Genomic DNA, 21,154 nt, shown 5'->3' with positions numbered 1-21,154 from the left:
TTGCGGATTTGCTTGTATTTAGGTAACATCACAGGGAAGGAAAGCTTACATGGATTTTACGTACATAGGAGGAAGAGCTAATGAGCACTATTTCGATTGATAGTCTTATAAGAAATAAAGCGGAAAAACTATGCACGGTAAGTGAACGTATTTGGGAGTTCGCGGAACTGCGTTTTCAAGAGAAACGATCAGCAGCGCTCCTTGCGGAAGTGCTGGAAGAGGAAGGGTTTGACGTCCAGCGCGGTATTGCAGGTATCGAAACAGCATTCGTAGCAAACTTTGGTACAGGAAAACCTGTAATTTCCTTTTTAGGTGAATTCGATGCGCTATCCGACTTGAGTCAGGAAGCTGGTGTGATTGAACAGAAAGCGATTGTACCTGGAGGTGCAGGTCATGGCTGCGGTCATAACTTGCTTGGTACAAGTGCACTTGGGGCAGCATTGGCAGTAAAGGAGTATTTACAGGAGAACGGATTGAGCGGTACTGTTCGTTACTATGGCTGCCCAGGAGAAGAAGGTGGATCAGGCAAAACCTTCATGGCTAAAGAAGGCGTCTTTGATGATGCAGATGCAGCTATTACATGGCATCCATTTACGCATAGCGGGGTCCAAAGAGCCGAGACGCTGGCCAACTATCAAGTCTATTTCAAATTCAAAGGTAAAAGTGCACACGCAGCAGGCGGGCCTCATTTAGGGCGCAGTGCGCTGGATGCAGTCGAGCTGATGAATATCGGCTCCAATTTCCTGCGGGAGCACGTTATACAGGATGCACGTTTGCATTACGCGATTACGAATGCTGGGGGTGTTTCTCCAAACGTTGTCCAGCCAGAAGCGGAAGTTCTGTATTTGGTCAGGGCTCCGGAAACAGAGCAAGTAGAAAGTATCTACCAGCGTGTAGTGAAGATTGCCAAAGGAGCTGCGCTGATGACAGAAACAGAGCTGGAGATAACATTTGATAAGGCTTGTTCCGGCTTCATCCGTAATACAGTCCTTGAACAAGTGATGCAGGAACAGGTGGAAAGAGTTCAGGTACCTGAATATTCAAAAGAAGAACTTGATTTTGCAAGAGGTATTCAAACGACGCTAAGTGAAGAGGATATCGCTTCCGATAAGCGATCCATCCTGCAGCTTATCGGCAAGGATGCAGGATTGTGGGAAGAGGAAATGGAGGCATCACCAATCCTTGCAACACCAATTCCTTATCATGATGCAGACAATTTCCAATACGGTTCAACTGATGTAGGAGATGTGAGCAGAATAACACCTACTATCCAGTTCCATGCAGCTTGCTTTGCCCTTGGTACACCATTGCATACATGGCAAGTAGTATCTCAGGGCAAAACGCCTCTGGCTCAAAAAGGAATGCTTTATGCATCTGAGGTAATGGCGGCTACTGCATTGTCTCTATTTGATAAACCGGAAGAGCTGGAAGCTGCGAAGCTTGAACTGCAAAAACGACTAGGGCCAAATGGATATACGAGTCCTATCCCGGATGGTGTCAAGCCAACCATTTTAGCTTAACTAACAGATTGGGGGTAAAGAGATGGAAAATCAAACACAGAATGGCGGCTCGCAAAAGCCTCAAAAAGAAGAGGGGAAGGTCTTAAGATTTCTCTCAGCGATAGAACGGGCTGGGAACAAGCTGCCTGATCCATTTATGCTTTTCATTTATCTGGCAGTTTTTATTGCCATTGTTTCCTGGATTATGAGCGCGCTTGGTGTATCCGTCACCACACCGGAAAATGAGGTAGTGGAAGTAAACAACATGATATCGGAAGAAGGATTGATTTTCGCTTTATCCTCTATGCTGGAGAACTTCACAGGATTTGCTCCGCTTGGTCTTGTGTTAGTTATGATGTTTGGAATCGGGCTTGCGCAGCATGTAGGATTCTTTGAGGTGGTAATGCGCGGGATGGTAATGAATATCCCGAAGAGTCTTGTAACGTATATGATTATTTTCACAGGTATTTTAGGAAATATTGCCTCGGATGCTGCAATGGTAATTATACCGCCGCTTGCCGCAATGATATATTATTCTATCGGAAAGCATCCGATTGCGGGACTCCTGACATCCTTTGTTGCTGTATCTGCTGGTTTTACGGCAAACTTCCTGATTGCGGGAACGGATGTCTTGCTCTCAGGTATCTCAACAGAAGTCATTCAAGGACAGTATCCTGATGCGCGTGCAGTTTCACCGCTTGATAACTGGTATTTCATGGCTGCATCTACTATCATGCTCGTCTTTGTTGTTTCATTTGTTTCTAAGAAATTGATTGAACCGCGTTTGGGCAATTATGATCCTTCTTTTGCGGATAAAGGCATCCTGAATGAGCAAATAGAAAAACTTCGTCCAGAGCAAAAGCGCGGTATTCGGAATGCTTTGGTTGCTGCCGGGATCTATATCATCCTTGTTTCTCTGCTCATTGTTCCGTCCAATGGTATTCTGCGTGGGGAAGAGGGCACGATTATCCCTTCACCATTTTTAAGTAATATCGTTCCGTTGATTTTAGTCCTCTTCATTATTTTGGCTGTTGCTTATGGATTTACTGCAGGTACCTTGAAGAAGATATCCGATATTCCGGAGAAAATGGGCATTGCAATGAAAGAGATGTCTGGCTTCATTGTCCTTGTTTTTGCTGCTGCGCAGTTCATCGCATATTTCGAATGGACAAATATAAGTACGATCATCGCGGTAAACGGAAGTATTGCTTTGGAGAATATGAATGTGACAGGTGTAGGAGCGATGGTTGGCTTTACATTGATCAGCGCGATCGTCAATCTGTTTATTACAAGTGGATCTGCACTTTGGGCACTGCTTGCTCCGGTGTTCTTGCCAATGTTCTACCAATTGGGTTATGATCCGGCTTATACGCAGGTAGCTTTCCGTATAGGAGACTCTGCGTTTAATATTCTGTCTCCGATGAGCCCTTATGTCGTAATGCTGCTCGGATTCATGAAGCGCTATGATAAACGAGCAGGACTTGGTACGTTGATGTCGCTCATGCTGCCATTTGCAGTTATCATATTGATTGCCTGGATCATTATGTTCGTCGTTTGGAGCTTGCTTGGGCTGCAGGTTGGTCCAGGGGTCGATATTCGCTTATAAGAAATTTAGGGTGCAGGTATATGCTGCGCCCTTTTTTATTGACGTTTTCTTTAGAATGCGATACATTAATTACCGAAAGTAACCAAATTATCATAGGTAACTAATAAGCTGTTGGCTACTTGGGAATGCTATCAAGCGGTAATACATTTTTTGGAGGGATATATAATGACTCAAGGTTTTTTCAAAGCGTTGGAAAACAGAAGATCCATCTACGGATTATCAAAAGAATCTCCGGTTTCTGATGATCGTATTCAGGAAATTGTGGAATTTGCAGTTAAATACACACCATCAGCGTTCAACTCTCAAAGCACACGTGTAATCGTGCTTCTTGGAGATAATCATGACCGTTTCTGGGATCTTACAGAAGAGCAGCTTCGTGCGGTTGTGCCGGCTGATAACTTTGCCCCAACTGAAGAAAAAATCGCATCTTTCCGTAATGGATATGGTACGGTTCTATTCTTTGAAGATGAGACTGTTGTAAAAGGTTTGCAAGAACAATTCGCGCTTTATGCGGAAAACTTCCCAATCTGGTCTGAACAGACTTCTGGTATGCATCAGCTTGTTGTCTGGACTGCATTGGAAATGGAAGGCCTTGGTGCAAGCCTGCAGCACTATAACCCGCTAGTGGACGAAGCAATTCAAAAAGAATGGGATATTCCATCCAATTGGAAGCTTCGCGGTCAAATGCCATTCGGTACACCGACCATGCCAGCTGGGGATAAGGAATTCAAACCGCTGGAAGAGCGCGTTAAAATCATAAAATAATAAAAAAGTGCTATTGTCATTTATGGACAATAGCACTTTTTTTAGGTATAATTATTTGAAAATTCTGTTACAAATATATTACATACGTTTTTCCTGTGGAAAGCCGGGGTATATAATAGCTACCACTATCAATATTACGAAAGGAAGGAAATAAAGTGAGTGCATATCCATACAAAAAGTTGCAGCATGCTGGTGACTTGTCGGAAGATGAACGAGATGAGATTCTGACTACCTTGGAGCGATACATGGATTACTTGCGAGATGAATTGTCGAAATCAGATGACCTTCCTGCTGTTAAATAAAAAAAGGAGTATCCCTTATTGGGATACTCCTTTTCTCTTACATGATTGCCGTAATCAAGAATGGCAAAGTGACGATAGACAAGATCGCACTGATAACGAAAGCAGATGCAACCTCTGTTTCCAAGCTCTTGAAACGAATTGCAATCATAGTTGCAACAGCAGAACCTGGGAAAGATACAAGCAATACTGCTTGAACGAAATCATTATGTGCCAAACCAAGCGCAAGTGCAATTCCCACCATTACAAGCGGTTGAACAACTGCTTTTAGAATAGCAATTGAAAATGCAGAGAAGCTAAGTTTGATTTTGTTGATACCGATTGTCACACCAACTGCGAATAGTGCAACCCCAGATACAACATCCCCGATTTGGTCAAGAGATTTCTCGCCTAGTTCCGGAAGATGGAAGTTGAATACTAGAACAAGAATAAGACCAATGATCGGTACACATGCAAGCGGTTCTGTAAGACCGTGTGCAATGGATTTCATTGTTACTTTGAATAGGCTCTCTTTGTTTTCAGCTGATTCAGCATCTTTATTACGAGTTCCGATAGTACCGAAGATAGTAGACATTGGGTCAAGCACAGCATTTACGATGATACCCATAAGGGCAATCGGAATTGCGATGGCGTCTGCACCAAAGATACTTCCCATTACTGGGATACCCATAAAGGCGAATGTCGGTTGTGTTGAATTCAGTGAGAACATCGTTGACGTAACAAAGTCATATTTAGTAGTCCATTTTGTGATAAGAAGCAAAACGATAAAGAATCCAATAACACCAATTAACAAAGCAACAAGGAATGAAGCTTTATCAAAGATTGTTTCACGTGAAGTTGTTGTAATACCAACGAATAAGTGTGCTGGCAACGCGATTTTAGTTACAAGTGTGTTAATCCCTTTAGATGTTTCTTTGTTGAAAATGCCGCGATTCCCTGCGATGAATCCAAGAAGGATAACGAAGAAAATCGGGACTAGTATGATGAAAATTTCACCAAAACTCATGTTCTTTCCACTCCCTACAGTAGTTATATTGCTCATGTTGTCAAAATTAATACAGGTGCCTCCTTTTGGAAGGAGTCACCTGCACCATTAGAAATACGTTTAAAGGCTTAGCCTCTGATGGATTTGTATTCTGGTTTCCAAACAGATTTAGCTATTAGGTCTTTGATTTCTTCAGGTTTTGCATCAGATACGCCATCTTCGATTGCAGCTTTGGCAACTGCTTCTGCAACAGCGGTTGAAACTGGTTGAAGCTCATCGATTGCTGGAAGCAAAGAGCCGCCTTGTGTGTTGCTGTTAACCATGTCTGCAATTGCATTCGCTGCTGCTGCGAACATTGGAGCTGTGATCAAGTTCGCTTTAACAGCGATAGATCCTAGTCCAAGACCAGGGAATGCGAATGCGTTGTTTGCTTGACCAATATGGTAAGTAGTACCTTTGTACTCAACAGGGTCAAACGGGCTTCCTGTTGCGATTAGTGCTTTACCGTCAGTCCACTCAAGCAAGTCTTTTGGAATTGCTTCTGCAAGTGGTGTCGGGTTGGACATAGGCATGATTACTGGATGCTCAACGTGTTTCGCCATTTCTTTGATGATTTCTGCACTGAAAGCACCAGCTTGGCCAGATGTACCAATCAAGATAGTTGGTTTCACTTGGCGGATAACTTCAGCAAGACCAATGATGCCATCTTCTTTATTCCAGTCCTTCACTTCATCAGCGGAACGAAGGTAAGGTTTCTGGAAGTCAGCAATGCCGTCCATGTCATCAGTCAGAAGACCACGCTGGTCGATTGCCCAGAAGTTTTTCAATGCGTCTTCTTTAGAGATACCGTCAAGTACCATAGTAGCCGCGATTTGGTCTGCATTACCGATACCAGCAGAACCAGGTCCGAAGACAACTACACGCTGCTCGCTGATTGGTGTGCCAGTAACTTTGGAAGCACTCATAACAGCTGCAAGTGTGATTGCGCCAGTACCTTGGATATCATCGTTGAAAGTAAGGATTTTGTCGCCGTACTTATCGATGATGTTACGTGCGTTACGATTACCGAAGTCTTCCCAGTGAAGAAGTACGTTAGGGAATTTCTCAACTGTTTTGCTGATGAAGGCATCGATGAACTGATCGTATTGCTCACCGCGTACACGTTTATGACGGTTACCGACGTAAAGTGGATCGTTAAGCAATGTTTCATTGTCTGTACCAGCATCAATTACGACAGGAAGTACGCGGTTAGGGTCGATACCAGCAGCAGCTGTGTAAACAGCCAATTTACCAATAGCGATATTCAGACCGCCGACACCCCAGTCACCAATTCCAAGAATGCTCTCAGAGTCAGTTACTACGATCAAATCGATTTCATCTGTATTAAGCAATGTATTGTCGTAAGCTTGCTCAATGTTGTCCGGGTTGTTGATATCAAGATAAACACCGCCTGGACGTTGGTACTCATGGCTGTATTCCTGGATAGCTTGTCCTACAGTTGGAGTATAAACGACTGGAAGCATTTCGCTTAGATGATCAGTCAATAGACGGTAGTAAAGAACAACGTTACGGTTGTACAGCTGGTTCAAAGTGTTGTTTTTCAACAAATTGTTAGGCTGTGCATTGAACTGTTCGTAAGCGCGTTTTACTTGCTCATCCAATGTTAGAACGGTTGCTGGCAAAACACCTTCAAGACCAAGCTCAGCTCGTTCTTCTTTAGTAAAAGCAACACCTTTATTTAGAAAAGGATTTGAAATTAAGTTCTTACCTCTTAGAGAAGTGGATATAGATCCATCTTCGTTATTGCGATATGTGTTCATATCTGATTCCACCTTTTCGAATGATTACTTACCTTTTGTAACTGCCACAATCAATTCTATCACTAATCAATTGTTAATCAATTTTAACAAAGTATTTAAAATAGCTATTGCATTTAATTAGTTTGTGTGATATTTCACATACTAAATAGCCGTCAGGAAAACCGCGGTATCAAAGTATTTTACTGATGTGAAGTAAATTTGATTTTTACTTTTTTATTGTTTTTTTTATTTATAAAAATATACATCTTGCGGTTTGATTTATTATATTTAATTATTCTGACTGTTCGGCTTTTTAAAATGTTACCTTCATGATAAGCTTGTTTGTAGAAGATTGAAGGGGGATATAGTCATGGACATTGTGAAAGAATTGAACAAATTGATTCACCCAGGGAGGATATCGACAGCGGCAGCAGTTATCAGCCAGCATAACCATGATGCATCCTATCACCCGGCGGCCAATCCGGATGTCGTCGTATTTCCGGAAAATGCACAAGAAGTCAGCGCAATCCTCTCGTTTGCCAACGAACATGGAATACCGGTTACTCCTTTTGGAAAAGGCTCCAGTCTGGAAGGTCACGCAATACCATATGACGGAGGAATCTCTCTGGATTTAGGTTTGATGAATGACCTCAAGACAGTCGGAGATAAGGAGGGTATTGTCGTTGTCGGAGCAGGTTTGACACAGTTTCAATTGAATGATGCCCTGAAAAAGCATGGATTATTCTTCAGTGTAGATCCTGGAGCTGAAGCAACACTCGGCGGGATGGCAGGCACGAATGCAAGCGGTTCGTACACGGTCAAATACGGCACTATGCGGAACAATATATTGGATATGGAAGTTGTATTACCGAGTGGGAAAATCATACATACAGGTTCAAAAGCTGTGAAGTCCTCTTCCGGACTGCATCTATCAGGTTTATTTGCCGGTTCAGAGGGTACGCTAGGCGTCATTACAGAACTCACTCTCCGCGTGTATCCAATACCTGAGGCAAGTGTAGCGGCCCGTGCTGTATTCAATGATTTTGAAGAAGCCGTTAATGCTGTAGTAAGACTTCGTACCGCAGGACTCGATCTTGCAAGGATTGAGTTTGTTGATGCGGCTTCCGTGGCCCATGTCAATCGGTTCGCAGATACATCTTATATCGAGCAGCCTACCATTTTTTTCGAATTGAATGGAGAGGTCGAGCATCTTGAACATCAAGTCAAGCGGATGGAGGAGTTACTGAAACCATTCCAAGTGGCGGAATTCCTTACAGAAACCGATCAGGCATCGCAGGAACGGTTATGGGATGCAAGGCATAATCTTGCTTATTACTACATACAGGCTGCACCAACAAAACGAATGCTTGTCACAGATGTATGCCTGCCGATATCAGAGCTTGCGGAGGCAATTTTGCACGCAAGGCAGGCGGTTAAAGAAAGCGGCTTGGAAGCAGGTATTGTCGGGCATGTAGGCGACGGAAATTTCCATATCATTGCGATGGCGGATTTTGATGATGCAGATGAAGTGACTGCAGCGAAGCAGCTCCATAAAGAAATAGTGGACTATGCGCTTTTGCATGATGGAACATGCACAGGTGAACATGGAGTAGGAGTGGGTAAGAAGAGCTATCAGCCTAAAGAACACGGCACAGCTTACGAATTGATGCGGACCATTAAAAAAGCAATTGATCCTCGAGGTATCATGAATCCTGGCAAATTAGTTGATTGATATAGAAAAAGAGCGTATTCCCCCTCAAGAATACGCTCTTTTTTGTTTATCCTTTTTTGCTGAATAGGTCTGTTACTGCGTGCACCAATTCAATGCCTTGGAAAGCAAAGATGGATAGCGCGCTAATGGAAAATGCTACGACGATGATCGCTCTTGCCACAAACATTTTCGTCCCCTCCTTTGGAATGCTAAGAAACCTTCAAGCAAAAGGGAAGACTATTCAGCGGTAACTCGATTGATAGAAGACGGCCAGCAGGAAATGCCGGACCGCCTGTTTAGTCTGCATCATACGTGCTTGCGTCATACTTATGACAAGCAGTACAGGCAGAAAAGTCAGGACTGCTGTTTGTGCAATAATCGGGAACCAGTGTTTTTCATCATCCGGCAAATCGGCCTTATGGATGACGACGTGCTGTGCCTGTATATCATTTGCTTCCCAATGATACATTGGATGCAGTACCATTACTTGCACCATGATGGACAGCACGAGTCCGCTAAACAAAAGAGCAGCTTTACGTTGCATTTCCTCCCCACCTCCTATCCGTTTTGATTTCTTTACTATATACCCATTGTGGGAGATTGTAAATGGTTATTTATTAATATTCTTACTATTCGGACATTGTGGTGAATAAAAAAACCTGTCCTATCAAAAGGGCAGGTTGCTTGGAATAATATTATTTTGTTGGGGCTGGTTCGTCCGGTGTAACCCATTTTTCCGCCCATTCTCTTATGGAAGTAATCACAGGGCGCAATGCATGACCCTTTTCAGTCAGTTCATATTCAATACGGACTGGAGTGTCCGGATATACTGTTCTTGTTGCAATGCCAGCTGCTTCCAGCTCTTTAAGACGTTCGGAAAGCAAACGGCCGCTGATCGGCAGGGACGATTCTAATTCAGAGAATCGCTGTGATCCTTCTAAGAGGCGGAAAATGATAAGGCCAGTCCAGCGTTTGCTTAAAAGCTCCATTCCTGACTCAAAGCGTGGACATAATTCTTCGGATTTCATCTATCATCACCTCTGTAAAAACACTGTATACTTCATCTGTTGTTTTTCATTATATATGAGGTTACGAAAAGTAACAAGTATATTGTTCCTACAAGCAGAGGATTCTATACAGACTTTCTGGCTAAAAATTAAGAAAAATTCTATAATTAAAAGGAAAGTATGATGTAGGAGGAGATAAGATGGATCATCATTATTACATAGATTATGCGTGTAAATTAGCAGTCGCGAATGTGAACAGCGGTAAGGGCGGCCCCTTTGGTGCTGTCATCGTCAAGGATGGGAAAATCGTCGGTGAAGGAACCAACTTGGTGACGAGCTTGCATGATCCAACGGCACATGCGGAAATACAAGCTATACGGAATGCGACAAGCAACTTGGATCACTTCGAGCTAGAGGACTGTATCATTTATTCCAGCTGTGAGCCTTGTCCGATGTGTTTGGGAGCAATTTATTGGGCTCGCCCGAAAGCATTGTACTTCGCTTATACGAAAAAAGATGCTGCAGCAATTGGTTTCGATGACGATTTCATCTATCAGGAAATTGAAAAACCGTATGAGGAACGAAAGATTTATACGGTGCAGCTTCGTGATGATCAGACCGCTGATCCAATGAAAGCATGGACGGAGAAAGAAGATAAGGTGGAGTATTAAAAAAGGAAGGCGACCCCTCTATACAAGGGTCGCCTTATTTTTATGTGCTGCATTGAAAGCGTCAAGATAGGTTAGAAACTCTGATACTTGCAGCGGTTTGCTGAACATATAACCTTGTGCATAATCACATTGTAAGTTTTGCACCCACGTCAGCTGTTCTTGGCTTTCCACCCCTTCTGCCACTATAGAAAGCTGAAGCTTTTTTGCTAACGTTACGATAGAAGAGACAATGGCCTGATCCTGAAAATCCTCAGGGAGATTAGCAATGAAGGCACGATCGATTTTTAGTGTGTCGACAGGCAATTGTTTTAAGTAGTTTAGGCTGTTGAAGCCTTTGCCGAAGTCATCCAGCGCGATTCGGATGCCTAATTTCTTCAGTTCCATAATTGTATGGGCAGCACCTTCCACGTCCTGAATAGCAGTTTCCTCCGTTATCTCGATTTCCAGTTTCGTTACATCTACTTCCGGATATTTCTCTATTTGTTTGCGAATGAAGCTTAAGAAGCGATTGTTATAAAATTGCTGGGTGCTGATGTTAACCGCAACATGCAGATCCCTGAACGCCTCTTTATCCATTTCATCAAAGACAAGTTCAATCATCTTCTTATCTAGTGCGATGATATCTCCATTCTTTTCTGCCAGAGGAATGAACTGACCGGGCGGAATAATGCCATGCGTCGGATGAACCCAGCGGCATAGGGCTTCAACACCATATACTCGGTCGCCGGAACTTGCCATTTTGGGCTGAAAGTACACTTGTATTTCTCCATTGGCAATGGCGCTGCATAATTCTGATTCCAGTAAAAGAGGCTGGGAGTCATGCAAGCTGTCATTGGCAAAGAACTTGTAATTCGACCTGCCGCTTTCTTTGGCTAAATACATGGCGATATCGGCAAATCGCATCACTTCCTTGCTGGTTGTTCCGTTATCTGGAATCAAAGCGATGCCGATGCTAGTGCTGACAGTTACTTTTCGGCCTTCAATGAAAAAGGGCTCTTCTACACTTTGTATGATTGCTTGTGCCAGCTGTGTTGCGCCTTCTTTTTTAGCATTTGGATAAAGCAGCGTGAACTCATCTCCGCCAAGCCGAGCCAGCATGCTCCGTTCCGGGAGCATTCGTGAAAGTCGTAATGTGACAAGCTGCAGCAGCTTGTCACCGAATTTATGACCAAGCGTATCATTCACTGCTTTAAAACGATCCAAATCCATGAAGAACAAAGCGGCGGGTTCACTTGTACGCTCTTCTAAATAGCCAAGCAGCTGCTGTTCGAAATAACGGCGGTTCGGAATATTCGTCAACTCATCATGATTTGCGATATATTGTAATCGGTCTGCTTGTTCGGCCAGCTTTTGATCAGTTGAAGTGGAAACAAAAGCTAATACCTGTGTCAGCAGGATAACGAGCATCACGCTGATCGCTAGGTTTATATTATTAGGTGTGAACACCGGTTCCGGCAAAATAGAGCCGCTATTCACGTGTACGACAGCTGCTTTCATTGCTGTATAGTGCATGCCGCAAATGGCAGTGCCCATTGTAATTGCGCTGGCAAACTTCAGTAGATGCTGTGTTTGTCCAGTTTGGTTTTGGAAGTAGTGGAACAATAGCAGTGCGACGCAGGATGCTATAATAGCAATTATGATAGATAAGTAATAGTATGGTCCGCCATGATGCATCATGCCGTCCAAGCGCATGGCCATCATGCCTGTGTAATGCATACTTACGATGGCCGCTCCCATAGAGATGCTTCCTGCAAAGAGCCGGAACGCAGTCAGTTTTATGGTAGCCAGATAAAATGCAATGGATGTCCCGGCAAAAGCGAAAATCACAGATAAAATGACAATGCCGGGATCATAAGTAACTACCACGGGCAGCTTATATGCCAGCATAGATAAGAAATGCATCGACCAGATGCCTAGTGCCATCAGGAGTGAGCTGGAAATGAACCAAAAGAATTTTCGCCAGCCTGTTGTACGGTTTATCCTGGAGCACATATCCAGGGCGATATAGGATGAAAGAATGGCAATAAATATAGAAACGACAACAAAGGTGACGTTATATGTACCAGTGACTTCCTGCATGGAAAACCTCCGAGTTGTTATATAGTCAAATAGTCATAGGGATATTGTATACCCAAGGTTTGAAAAAGCAAACCAATATCATTGAAATTATAGTAAATATTTCTTAAGCATCAGGGAGGATTTGTCATTGCGAAATGATTTTATATACGATGTTATCATTGTCGGCGGCGGAACAACTGGACTGTACACGTCCTTTTATACAAAGCTGCGGAAAATGACAACTTTATTGATCGAAGCTACGTCGGATTTCGGTGGGAAAGTAGCACAATTTTATCCGGAAAAACACATTTATGATGTGGGTGCTTTTCCTGTTGCAACCGGCGAGGAAATGGTTGGTAAATTGCTTGAGCAAAGCAGGAAGGCAGAACCGGAGATTATAACAGGTGAGTTTGTCGAGCAGGTAAGGAAGATGGAGAATAATGTGTTCGAAATCAGAACTTCTGCCGGCAAGCTGTATATGGCTCGGACAATCATCCTTGCCAGCGGAATGGGAACTTACCAGATGAAGCCATTGCGGCTTGAGGAAGCCCCTTTATATGAAGGGAAGAATCTTCATTATTATTTGAAGTCACCTGAGAACTTCCGTGATAAGCGTGTAATGGTTTATGCCATGAACCGGACAGGAATCGATTGGGCGATGGCACTTGAAAAGACTGCGAAAGAAGTGACGTTGATTAACCAGCGGGATTATTTCCTATATACACCGCCGCAAGTGATTGAAGCACTTGAAGAGACTTCCATACGCGTAAAATACAATCATAAAGTAACCAAATTATTAGGGAACAGCCAAGGCTTGCATACACTATTAGTCGAACAGGATGGACTGCAGATGATGTATGAGACAGATGCGCTGTTATATTATGAAAATGTAAATCTTACACAGACACCATTTGCAAGCTGGGGTATCGATACAGATAAGAATAAGGTTGTCGTGGATCATAGTATGGCAACGAATGTACCGGGAATCTATGCAGCAGGAGATGCTGTACATTATGACAATAAAAATATGCTTATTGCCACAGGGTTTGCGGAAGCAATTACTGCAGTAAACAGTGCGAAGCTGTATCTGGATCCATCAGCAAGTGCCCAAGTATATAGTACAATTGAATACCAAAAAAATAGAGGCTGATAACAGCCTCTATTTTTGTAGTATTTCGCGTTCCAGCATACGGGCAACGCCATCTTTCTCGTTCGTCTCGGTTGTATAGTCGCAATGCTGTTTTACTTCTTCTGTTGCATTGCCCATTGCTACCTTCGTTCCTGCTACTTCGAGCATTGGCAGATCATTCATGCTGTCTCCGATTGCAATGATATCCTCTTGTTTCACGTCTAATTTTTTTGCTAGTTTCTTCAATGCATGTCCTTTTGAAGCTTTGCCATCAACTATTTCTAAATTGAAATCGGCCGATGAAAATAAATTCAGCCCTTTCTTGCTTAATGTGTCTGCCGCAACACGTCGTCTTTCTTCGTCAAAGCTGACAATCGTTATTTTGAATATTTCTTCTTCCGATTGGAAGACATCGATATAGTCCGCAATCTCTTGGAGATTCGCCTGACCCAGCTGTCGCTCACGGGCTCTTTCCATCTCACTTCTGTCCATGTCCCGGACGATATCCATTTCATCCTGGAGCAGCTGTTTTGCTTTACTCGTGATGAAAATGTGATTCTCTGTAACAATCTCATAATAATAGTTCTCTTCATTAAGCCAAGTGATAATTTCTTTTGCGTATATGGTTTCCATAGGCAAGGCAACTGTCAAATTTCCTTCTGGATCGTAAGTGGCAGCCCCGTTTGCACCGATAACCCAAGTGGAAAGCTGCTCATTTCGGAAGAGTCGCCGCACGTCAAAGTTTGCTCTGCCTGTTGCTATGACAATCTCAGCTCCTTTTTGCTGCGCTTTTTTAACAGCGTCTGCATGCAATGAAGATATCGTGTAATTCTGATTAAGAAATGTTCCATCTAGGTCTATTGCTACTAATTTGCGCATTTTCTTCTGCTCCTTTACACCTTTTTTACACATATTCCCTCTATTAAACAGGATGTAAACTGACGAAATAAGGGTAGTAAAGTATAATAAGGAGTCAAGCCGCTCACAATTTTAACAATACATATAGAATGGTTCATACCTAATGGAGGGAAAAGAATGGCTGGGAAATTACTATCCGTAATTGTGCCTTCGTTTAATGAAGCGGAAAATGTTAAGCTCTTCTATGAAGAACTTGCCAAAGAATTACAATACTCATCTTATGACTACGAAGTGATTTATGTAGATGACGGCAGTTCTGATACGACACTACTGGAACTGAAAGAATTGGCTCATACCTATTACAATGTGCAGTATGTGTCCTTCACCCGGAATTTCGGAAAAGAAGCGGCAATTTTGGCCGGATTCCAACATGCGAAAGGTGACTGTGCTGTCGTCATCGATGCAGATTTGCAGCATCCTGTTGCACTGCTGCATGAATTGCTGGCAGGATTTGAAGAAGGCTATGATCAAGTTATCGCACGAAGAAACAGGAAAGGGGAAAGCCTTCCACGCAAAGTGCTTTCGACTATGTACTATAAGATCATCAATCGGTTCATCGATGTCCGTATCCAAAATGGAGTCGGGGACTTCCGCTTGCTCAGTCGCCGCGCTATCGATGCCCTGCTGATCTTGAGTGAGGGAAACCGTTTTTCGAAAGGGTTATTCTCCTGGATCGGGTTTGAGCAGAAAACGGTTTATTATGACAATGTCAACCGTCAAAACGGTGAATCAAAATGGTCGTTCGGAAAACTTTTCGATTATGGTATAGATGGTATTGTTTCCTTCAATACAAAACCGTTGCGTGCCTGCTTGTATGCTGGTTTTATCGTGCTGTTCCTGTCACTTGCGTATATTCTATACACGTTCGTTGAGGTGCTTATCAGAGGAGTAGTCACACCTGGTTATTTCACAATGATTACCGCTATTCTGTTCTTAGGCGGTGTACAGCTGGTTAGTCTTGGCGTGATTGGGGAGTATATTGGAAGGATTTACAATGAAACAAAACGCAGACCGCATTACCTAGTTAAAGATACAAATATCGAGGCAAGGAAACATTATGAAAAAAATATGGAAGCTTGAATTCACACGTTTTATCATAGTCGGTGTGCTGAACACGCTCTGCTATTATCTGGTATACCTGCTCTTTTATCAGCTGGCAGATGTTTATTATCTCGTATCTCACTGGATCGGGATCATAATCAGCATGATTTTCTCGTTTTTCTTGAACAGTTATTTCACATACGGTGTACGACCGACGTGGCGGAAGTTTTTACAATTTCCGCTGACACAGGCAGTCAATATAGCCGTGTCTTCTGTTTTGGTGTACATATTCGTTGAAGGCTTCGGTTGGAGCGGCACAGTGGCGCCGATTGCAGCTGTTTTCTTCACTGTGCCGATCACGTTTGTCATCACAAGTAAAATCATGAAGAATGGACGTGAGGATGTAACACATGAAGCGTAGTTGGAAAGTGGTGCTGCTCGTTTTAGCAGCACTCACATTTGCTATTCTGGTACATATACATTTCATCCAAGAATATTTTGATGGCCGTTTCATGTTGGGACCGAATGATGGAATGGCGCAAATGCTGCCATTTAAGCAGCACTTATATGAACAATATACGCAGGGGAATTTTTTCTACTCCTTCTCCTTTGGACTTGGCGGCGGCATTTACAGTCAGTTGGCTTACTATTTCTCAACGAGCATCGTTTATCTGCTCACATTGCTCGTGATAAGGCTCCTGGATATCGTCAATGTGGTTGGAAGTCCTGATGTCATCACGTGGGCAAAAGCCATCCTGCCTGTCAGTATCATCAGACTTTCAGCGGCGCTCTTATTGGCAGTTGGTGTGTTTCGATACTTGCGGATACCGCTTGTACCTGCATTTATCGGTGCGTGCTTTTATGCCGGCAGTGCTATTTATTTCCGGCATGTCGTATATTGGGAGTTTTTCGCCAATGCTTTTCTTTGGCTGCCGCTCCTGGTGCTTGGAGTGGAGAAGATTATCCGGGAGCGGAAACCGTATTGGTTCATTAGCGCTGTGGCCATATCCGTTTTCGATAACTTCTATTTTTCATACATAAGCTTTGTTTTTATTGGAATCTATGTGATAGCTCGATGGTTCATCAAGTTATCAGAAGATGAGCTGCCTATCAAATCCCAGCTTCTCTATTTCATCCCGGCCGTACTTCTTGGTTTCGGGATCGGTTCTATTTCATTCATCCCGTCTGTCTATGCCTTTTTAAATAATTACCGACCGGCATTTGATGACCCGATACCTTTTTATGGGAATGATGATAACATCTTATTCACCAGCAGAACATTACTTCTGCCAGTATTATTTGTATTTTTAATCTGTGTAGCCGGATTTTATAAGAACAAGCTGTTCCGATTGTTTGCGCTGTTGAGCATCTTGTTCATTTTCTTCCAGGGAAGTCCTCGAATAGCGAGTATCTTCAACGGTTTTTCAGCCCCGCAATACCGTTTTGAGTACTTATCGATGTTCGTTGTTGCTGGGACTATCGCTGTAGGACTGACACTATTGCATAAAGTGAAGAGATGGCATCTGCTGATCGCGATAGGACTTACAGTTCTGTTATACAGTCTTTATCTGCACCATGATACAACACTCGATTTGACAGATGATTGGGCGAAGTATGTCTGGACTGGAGCGGCGCTTGTGCTGCTTACTTTCCTTTTCTATAGTTTAAAAAGAAAAGCTTGGATGTTAGGAATTTGTATGGCCGTTGTATTTGCAACATATATACCGCTGATCAATGCCCATCAGGAAAAGCAGCTCTCTGGTGCGGGGAATGTAGAGAATTCCACGCTACAGCTCCTGACAAGCGATAAATATGCCAGCAAGGAACAGCAGGAACTGATACACGAAGTGCTTGCATCAGATGACAGCTTTACCAGAATCGAATGGAAGACAGATGATAGCAATAATACAAATATGGTCCAAGGTTTTCCGGGGATCAGTATTTATTCGAGCATTTTGAATAAGGAGCTGCTGTTTTTCTATTATCATGATTTGAACATTGATATGAAGCGGGAAAGCGTCAGCCGCTATTCCGGCTTTGGAAACAGAGCGAATTTGTACAGCATGCTGAACGGAAAATATATAATGTTCGATAAACAAGAAGCAATTGCTGCACCGTATGGCTTTAGACCGTATATGGAAAGCAGTAATTATATTGTTTACCAGAATGAAAACTTACTGCCATTCGCTAGAGTTACTGCGAATGTGTTCCAGGAGGATGATCTGGAAAGTCATACACCGCTTGAACGGGAGCATAGCATGCTCGATGGTATCGTTCTTTCAGAAGGCACATCGACCGAAGAGGCCGAATCACTTCCGAATCTGATGGATAAAGTGTCAGTGGAAGCAGCTGGCGGTACCTACAAGGATGGTCAGCTCCAAGTAGAACAAACAGAAGGCGGCCTTGATCTGCAGCTTCATGATGATTTACCGCAGACAGGCGATTATTATATTAGTTTCTATTTGAAAAACAACGATAGCAGCGCACCTTTATATGCGTTGACTGTCAATGAGTTTGAAACAGACCGAAAATCGCAACAGTCCATTTATCGTACAAAAGTCGATGAATTGACAATTCGAGTGCAAGCAGCTGATACAATACGGATACGTGTACCGGAAGGAAGCTATACTATCGAAGATTTTCGTCTGCAGCATGAAGACTATCAAAAGCTCGATTCAGCTGCAGCTGACGCGGAAGATATTCCGTTTTCCATCGGACGCAGTCAGGTGACAGTGGATTATGACAATCAACAGGAAAACAGCTATTTAAAAATACCAGTACCTTACGAAAAGGGCTGGCAAGTATCAGTCAATGGTGAAGAGCAAGAACTTTTGAAAGCAGACTACGCATTCCTTGGCGTGCAGCTGCAAAGCGGGGACAATCACATCGTCTTCACGTATCGACCTCCTTATTGGAATTTGCTGCTGGTTATATGTATCGGAAGTCTGCTCATTTCATTAACATGGGGAATCTTCTTACGAAAACGTCGTATGGCGGGTGAGAAAGGTGAAAAAGAAGCGTAAAAGAAAACAGCAATCTCTTTTTACAGCATTCAGAACCGTACTTTTATTTGGGCTGGGTCTCTTCTTTCTGTTGTTCGTGCTGTCTGTTGTTGTAGAGAATGACAGCGATGAGCAGCAGGGAAGAAGAGTACTATCTGGGGATGTATTAGCTTATCGGGATACGATTGAACAGGAATTGGCTAAGTCGGGTCAGGAGTCTCTTGCACCGCTCGTTCTCTCTATCATGATGCAGGAATCCGGCGGCAGGGGAAATGATCCGATGCAGTCTTCTGAAAGCAGATGCGGTGAGGTTGGCTGCATCGAGGACCCAGAAGAATCAGTCGCCTACGGAATTGACCATTTCCTCCGTATGCTGGAAGAAGCAAATGGAGAGGAAGCTGTCGCTATACAGGCTTATAATTTCGGCAGGGGTTTCATCGGTTTTGTTTTAGAAAATGGCGGCGAGTTCAGTGAGGACTTGGCAATTCAATTCGCTCAGCAGCAATATGAAAAAGTGGACAATCCAGAAGACTACCGCTGTATACGCCCTGAGTCAGAAGAGCTGGATGCATGTTACGGAGACATTCATTATGTGGAAGCGGTCTACAGCTACTTGTCCGCTGCCGAAGAGGCATATCAAGAAAAATAACCCCCATGCTTAAGCAGATGGGGGCTTAAAATTAGAAAATACATTAAAATCACGCCACGCCTCCTCGATTGTCCGGAGGCGTTTTTTTACGTCGGCAGCCTTTTCTTTTCCGATCAAGGCGATAAAGGCATGAATCAAACTGATCGGAGCAGTCAAGGAGTGCGTCAGTGATGGAGACTTACTGGAAGCCATGAATGAATAATCAGCCGCTGTAAGCAATGGGGATGACAGCCCATCTGTAATGGCAATTGCTTTGGCACCACGATCCTTGGCCATTTGGAACAAGCGCAGCGTGTGATTGGAATAACGCACAAAGCTTAATGCAATAAGCGCATCATCCTCCCGTATCGTGGAGATCTGATCAATTGCTCTGTCAGATGGTTCTACAATCTCGACATTCTCGAAAATGAAAGAGAGATGATAATGCAATAGATCGGCTACACTTACGGCACTGCGGTTCGCTAAAATGAAAATTCGTTTTGAGTTGATCACCGTATCAGCAGCTTCGTGGAAGGCATGCATATCGATTGCCTCCATCGTTTCCTGGATGTTCGCTTGATCACGCAGGAAGATGGCGTACAAGTCCTGGTCCTCTGACTGAGCTTCTTCTGAAGGGAGTTTGAATCGTTCGGTTGCATTCAGCTGTTCCTGCATAGCATTCTGCAGGGCGAGCTGCATCTCCGGAAACCCACGGTAACCCATAAAAGCAGCAAAACGAACAATCGTTGCATCACTCACTCCTGCTGCATTCGCCAGTCCCTCAACATTGAGGAAAGGTGCCTGATTCGGATGTTCGATAATGAAATTGGCAATTTTCTTCTGGGACTTCGACATCTGCTCCCGCTGACTGGAAATACGATGGTATATATCCGGCATGACGGAAAAGACCCCTTTCGCTATCAGAGTTTACGTAAATATACGTCTTCGACCTCGTGATTGTTTCCCTTGCGGAGAATAAGATCGGAACGGCCTTTTGTCGGTAGTATGTTCTCATGTAAGTTTTTCGCGTTGATTTCCTCCCAAATTTTATCCGCTGACTCCAATGCTTCTTCAATGGAAACTTCTGCATAATGGCGGAAGTAGGATTTGGGATCCTGGAAGGCTGTGGCGCGCAGCATGAGGAAACGCTCTTTATACCATTTTTCAATGTTAGATTCGTCAGCATCGATATAGATCGAGAAATCGAAGAAGTCGCTGACAAAGAATTGATATTCTTTCTTCACTTGCAGTACATTCACACCCTCAACGATCAGAATATCCGGATCGGATACCAATTCTGTCTGCTTGGGAAGCACATCGTAAGTGAGATGGGAGTACTGCGGCCCCATGATATTTGTGTTTCCGGCTTTCACTTGTCCCATAAAATCGATTAAAGCCTTTATATCGTAGCTCTCTGGAAATCCTTTACGCTGCATCAGCTGCTTTTCCTTAAGAACGGCATTCGGATACAGAAATCCATCGGTCGTCACAAGCTCCGTTTTCTTATCAGGCAGGGCACGGGAGAGCAGTAGTTGAAGCAGTCGTGCAATTGTGCTTTTCCCAACAGCTACACTTCCGGCAATACCTATGATGAAAGGAACTTTTTTCTCGTTTGTACCAAGGAAGCTACCTGCTTTTGCGTGAAGCATTTCAGCTGCCTCAAGATAGTAGGAAACCAGCTTTGTAAGCGGCATATAGGCAGTTTCTACCTCGGATAAAGAAATTCTTGTATTTATTCCCCGGATCTCTTCCAGCTCTGTTTGTGTCAGGGGCAGTGTTTTTGTCTCTGATAGAGATGCCCACGCCTGCCGGGGGAAATGATAATAAGGTTTATATGTATGCATGATTACCCTCAACTTTTGTCTGCGGATTTGAGAAATAGTGCAAAGTAAAAACGTTTACAAATACTTTTCCATTTTACTACGACAAAATTTAATAATCCAGAACAGAATCTTGGGGTATAGAAGAGTAGGTATTTCTTGCATAACTTGTATATACAAGTTATGCTATCATTGTATTCGCTTACATTACAAAAC

19 protein-coding genes are annotated in these 21,154 nt (G+C 43.4%); 11 read left to right on the top strand and 8 right to left on the bottom strand.

The genetic code is table 11. From position 1 onward, the window contains the following. Nucleotides 1-80 precede the first annotated feature (80 nt). The 4 genes from SFC25_RS10015 to SFC25_RS10000 all read left to right on the top strand — a co-directional run bounded on the left by SFC25_RS10015 (nt 81) and on the right by SFC25_RS10000 (nt 4,172). Nucleotides 81-1,520: a M20 family metallopeptidase gene (locus SFC25_RS10015; protein ID WP_411215129.1), complete on the top strand. Its 1,440-nt coding sequence runs from the start codon at nt 81-83 to the stop codon at nt 1,518-1,520. A 22-nt stretch (nt 1,521-1,542) separates the two neighbouring features. Continuing rightward, nucleotides 1,543-3,105, top strand: a complete 1,563-nt coding sequence (locus tag SFC25_RS10010; protein ID WP_411215128.1) for an AbgT family transporter — start codon at nt 1,543-1,545, stop codon at nt 3,103-3,105. A gap of 165 nt (nt 3,106-3,270) precedes the next feature. After that, complete coding sequence (locus SFC25_RS10005; RefSeq protein ID WP_411215127.1) at nt 3,271-3,870, top strand: nitroreductase family protein; 600 nt, start codon at nt 3,271-3,273, stop codon at nt 3,868-3,870. Between the two features lie 155 nt (nt 3,871-4,025). Continuing rightward, nucleotides 4,026-4,172, top strand: coding sequence for a hypothetical protein (locus tag SFC25_RS10000; protein ID WP_411215126.1), 147 nt, complete (start codon nt 4,026-4,028; stop codon nt 4,170-4,172). 37 nt (nt 4,173-4,209) lie between these two features. Here the strand turns inward: SFC25_RS10000 and SFC25_RS09995 are convergent, their stop codons facing one another. Further along, entirely contained in the window at nt 4,210-5,175 is a 966-nt protein-coding gene (locus SFC25_RS09995; RefSeq protein WP_411215125.1) for an AEC family transporter, read from the bottom strand. Nucleotides 5,176-5,282: 107 nt separating this feature from the next. Then, nucleotides 5,283-6,974 carry an NAD-dependent malic enzyme gene (locus SFC25_RS09990; RefSeq protein WP_411215124.1) on the bottom strand — a complete coding sequence of 564 codons (1,692 nt, stop codon included), beginning with the start codon at nt 6,972-6,974 and terminating at the stop codon, nt 5,283-5,285. Nucleotides 6,975-7,323: 349 nt separating this feature from the next. Here SFC25_RS09990 and SFC25_RS09985 point away from each other — a divergent pair, with 349 nt between their 5' ends. Next, complete coding sequence (locus tag SFC25_RS09985) at nt 7,324-8,685, top strand: FAD-binding oxidoreductase (protein WP_411215123.1); 1,362 nt, start codon at nt 7,324-7,326, stop codon at nt 8,683-8,685. Between the two features lie 220 nt (nt 8,686-8,905). On the opposite strand, the gene SFC25_RS09980 is transcribed toward SFC25_RS09985, so the two are convergent. Together SFC25_RS09980 and SFC25_RS09975 are read right to left on the bottom strand one after the other, a co-directional pair. After that, nucleotides 8,906-9,208, bottom strand: a complete 303-nt coding sequence (locus SFC25_RS09980) for a hypothetical protein (RefSeq protein ID WP_411215122.1) — start codon at nt 9,206-9,208, stop codon at nt 8,906-8,908. A 151-nt stretch (nt 9,209-9,359) separates the two neighbouring features. Then, the gene (locus tag SFC25_RS09975; RefSeq protein ID WP_411215121.1) at nt 9,360-9,692 is read right to left on the bottom strand and encodes a winged helix-turn-helix transcriptional regulator; all 333 of its coding nucleotides are present in this window, start codon (nt 9,690-9,692) and stop codon (nt 9,360-9,362) included. Between the two features lie 179 nt (nt 9,693-9,871). Between SFC25_RS09975 and SFC25_RS09970 the strand changes: the two genes are divergently transcribed. Beyond that, the gene (locus tag SFC25_RS09970) at nt 9,872-10,342 is read left to right on the top strand and encodes a nucleoside deaminase (RefSeq protein ID WP_411215120.1); all 471 of its coding nucleotides are present in this window, start codon (nt 9,872-9,874) and stop codon (nt 10,340-10,342) included. An 18-nt stretch (nt 10,343-10,360) separates the two neighbouring features. Here the strand turns inward: SFC25_RS09970 and SFC25_RS09965 are convergent, their stop codons facing one another. After that, nucleotides 10,361-12,421 carry a bifunctional diguanylate cyclase/phosphodiesterase gene (locus SFC25_RS09965; protein ID WP_411215119.1) on the bottom strand — a complete coding sequence of 687 codons (2,061 nt, stop codon included), beginning with the start codon at nt 12,419-12,421 and terminating at the stop codon, nt 10,361-10,363. 127 nt (nt 12,422-12,548) lie between these two features. On the opposite strand from SFC25_RS09965, the gene SFC25_RS09960 reads away from it, so the two are divergent. Continuing rightward, nucleotides 12,549-13,550 carry an NAD(P)/FAD-dependent oxidoreductase gene (locus SFC25_RS09960; protein WP_411215118.1) on the top strand — a complete coding sequence of 334 codons (1,002 nt, stop codon included), beginning with the start codon at nt 12,549-12,551 and terminating at the stop codon, nt 13,548-13,550. Between the two features lie 9 nt (nt 13,551-13,559). Here SFC25_RS09960 and SFC25_RS09955 read toward each other — a convergent pair whose 3' ends face one another. Then, nucleotides 13,560-14,408 (bottom strand): Cof-type HAD-IIB family hydrolase, encoded by an 849-nt coding sequence (locus SFC25_RS09955; RefSeq protein ID WP_411215117.1) that lies wholly within the window; start codon nt 14,406-14,408, stop codon nt 13,560-13,562. Between the two features lie 156 nt (nt 14,409-14,564). On the opposite strand from SFC25_RS09955, the gene SFC25_RS09950 reads away from it, so the two are divergent. The 4 genes from SFC25_RS09950 to SFC25_RS09935 are packed head-to-tail and all read left to right on the top strand — an operon-like array spanning nt 14,565 to nt 19,139. Further along, nucleotides 14,565-15,527 carry a glycosyltransferase family 2 protein gene (locus SFC25_RS09950; RefSeq protein WP_411215116.1) on the top strand — a complete coding sequence of 321 codons (963 nt, stop codon included), beginning with the start codon at nt 14,565-14,567 and terminating at the stop codon, nt 15,525-15,527. Beyond that, nucleotides 15,505-15,909, top strand: coding sequence for a GtrA family protein (locus tag SFC25_RS09945; RefSeq protein ID WP_411215115.1), 405 nt, complete (start codon nt 15,505-15,507; stop codon nt 15,907-15,909). Before SFC25_RS09950 ends, SFC25_RS09945 begins: the two co-directional genes overlap by 23 nt. Beyond that, nucleotides 15,899-18,511, top strand: coding sequence for a YfhO family protein (locus SFC25_RS09940; RefSeq protein WP_411215114.1), 2,613 nt, complete (start codon nt 15,899-15,901; stop codon nt 18,509-18,511). The genes SFC25_RS09945 and SFC25_RS09940 overlap by 11 nt, the downstream gene beginning before the upstream one ends. Then, entirely contained in the window at nt 18,495-19,139 is a 645-nt protein-coding gene (locus SFC25_RS09935) for a lysozyme family protein (protein ID WP_411215113.1), read from the top strand. The genes SFC25_RS09940 and SFC25_RS09935 overlap by 17 nt, the downstream gene beginning before the upstream one ends. Nucleotides 19,140-19,148: 9 nt before the next feature. On the opposite strand, the gene SFC25_RS09930 is transcribed toward SFC25_RS09935, so the two are convergent. Both SFC25_RS09930 and coaA read right to left on the bottom strand, forming a co-directional pair. Beyond that, nucleotides 19,149-20,015 (bottom strand): MurR/RpiR family transcriptional regulator, encoded by an 867-nt coding sequence (locus tag SFC25_RS09930; protein WP_411215112.1) that lies wholly within the window; start codon nt 20,013-20,015, stop codon nt 19,149-19,151. A 23-nt stretch (nt 20,016-20,038) separates the two neighbouring features. Continuing rightward, nucleotides 20,039-20,962: a type I pantothenate kinase gene (coaA, locus tag SFC25_RS09925; protein WP_411215111.1), complete on the bottom strand. Its 924-nt coding sequence runs from the start codon at nt 20,960-20,962 to the stop codon at nt 20,039-20,041. Nucleotides 20,963-21,154 lie beyond the last annotated feature (192 nt).

It is taken from the genome of Terribacillus saccharophilus, from assembly GCF_046592595.1.
GTDB classification, from domain to species: domain Bacteria; phylum Bacillota; class Bacilli; order Bacillales; family Amphibacillaceae; genus Terribacillus; species Terribacillus saccharophilus_C.
Note: the sequence above shows the minus strand (reverse complement) of the source record. Positions and strands in the feature narration are given on the sequence as shown.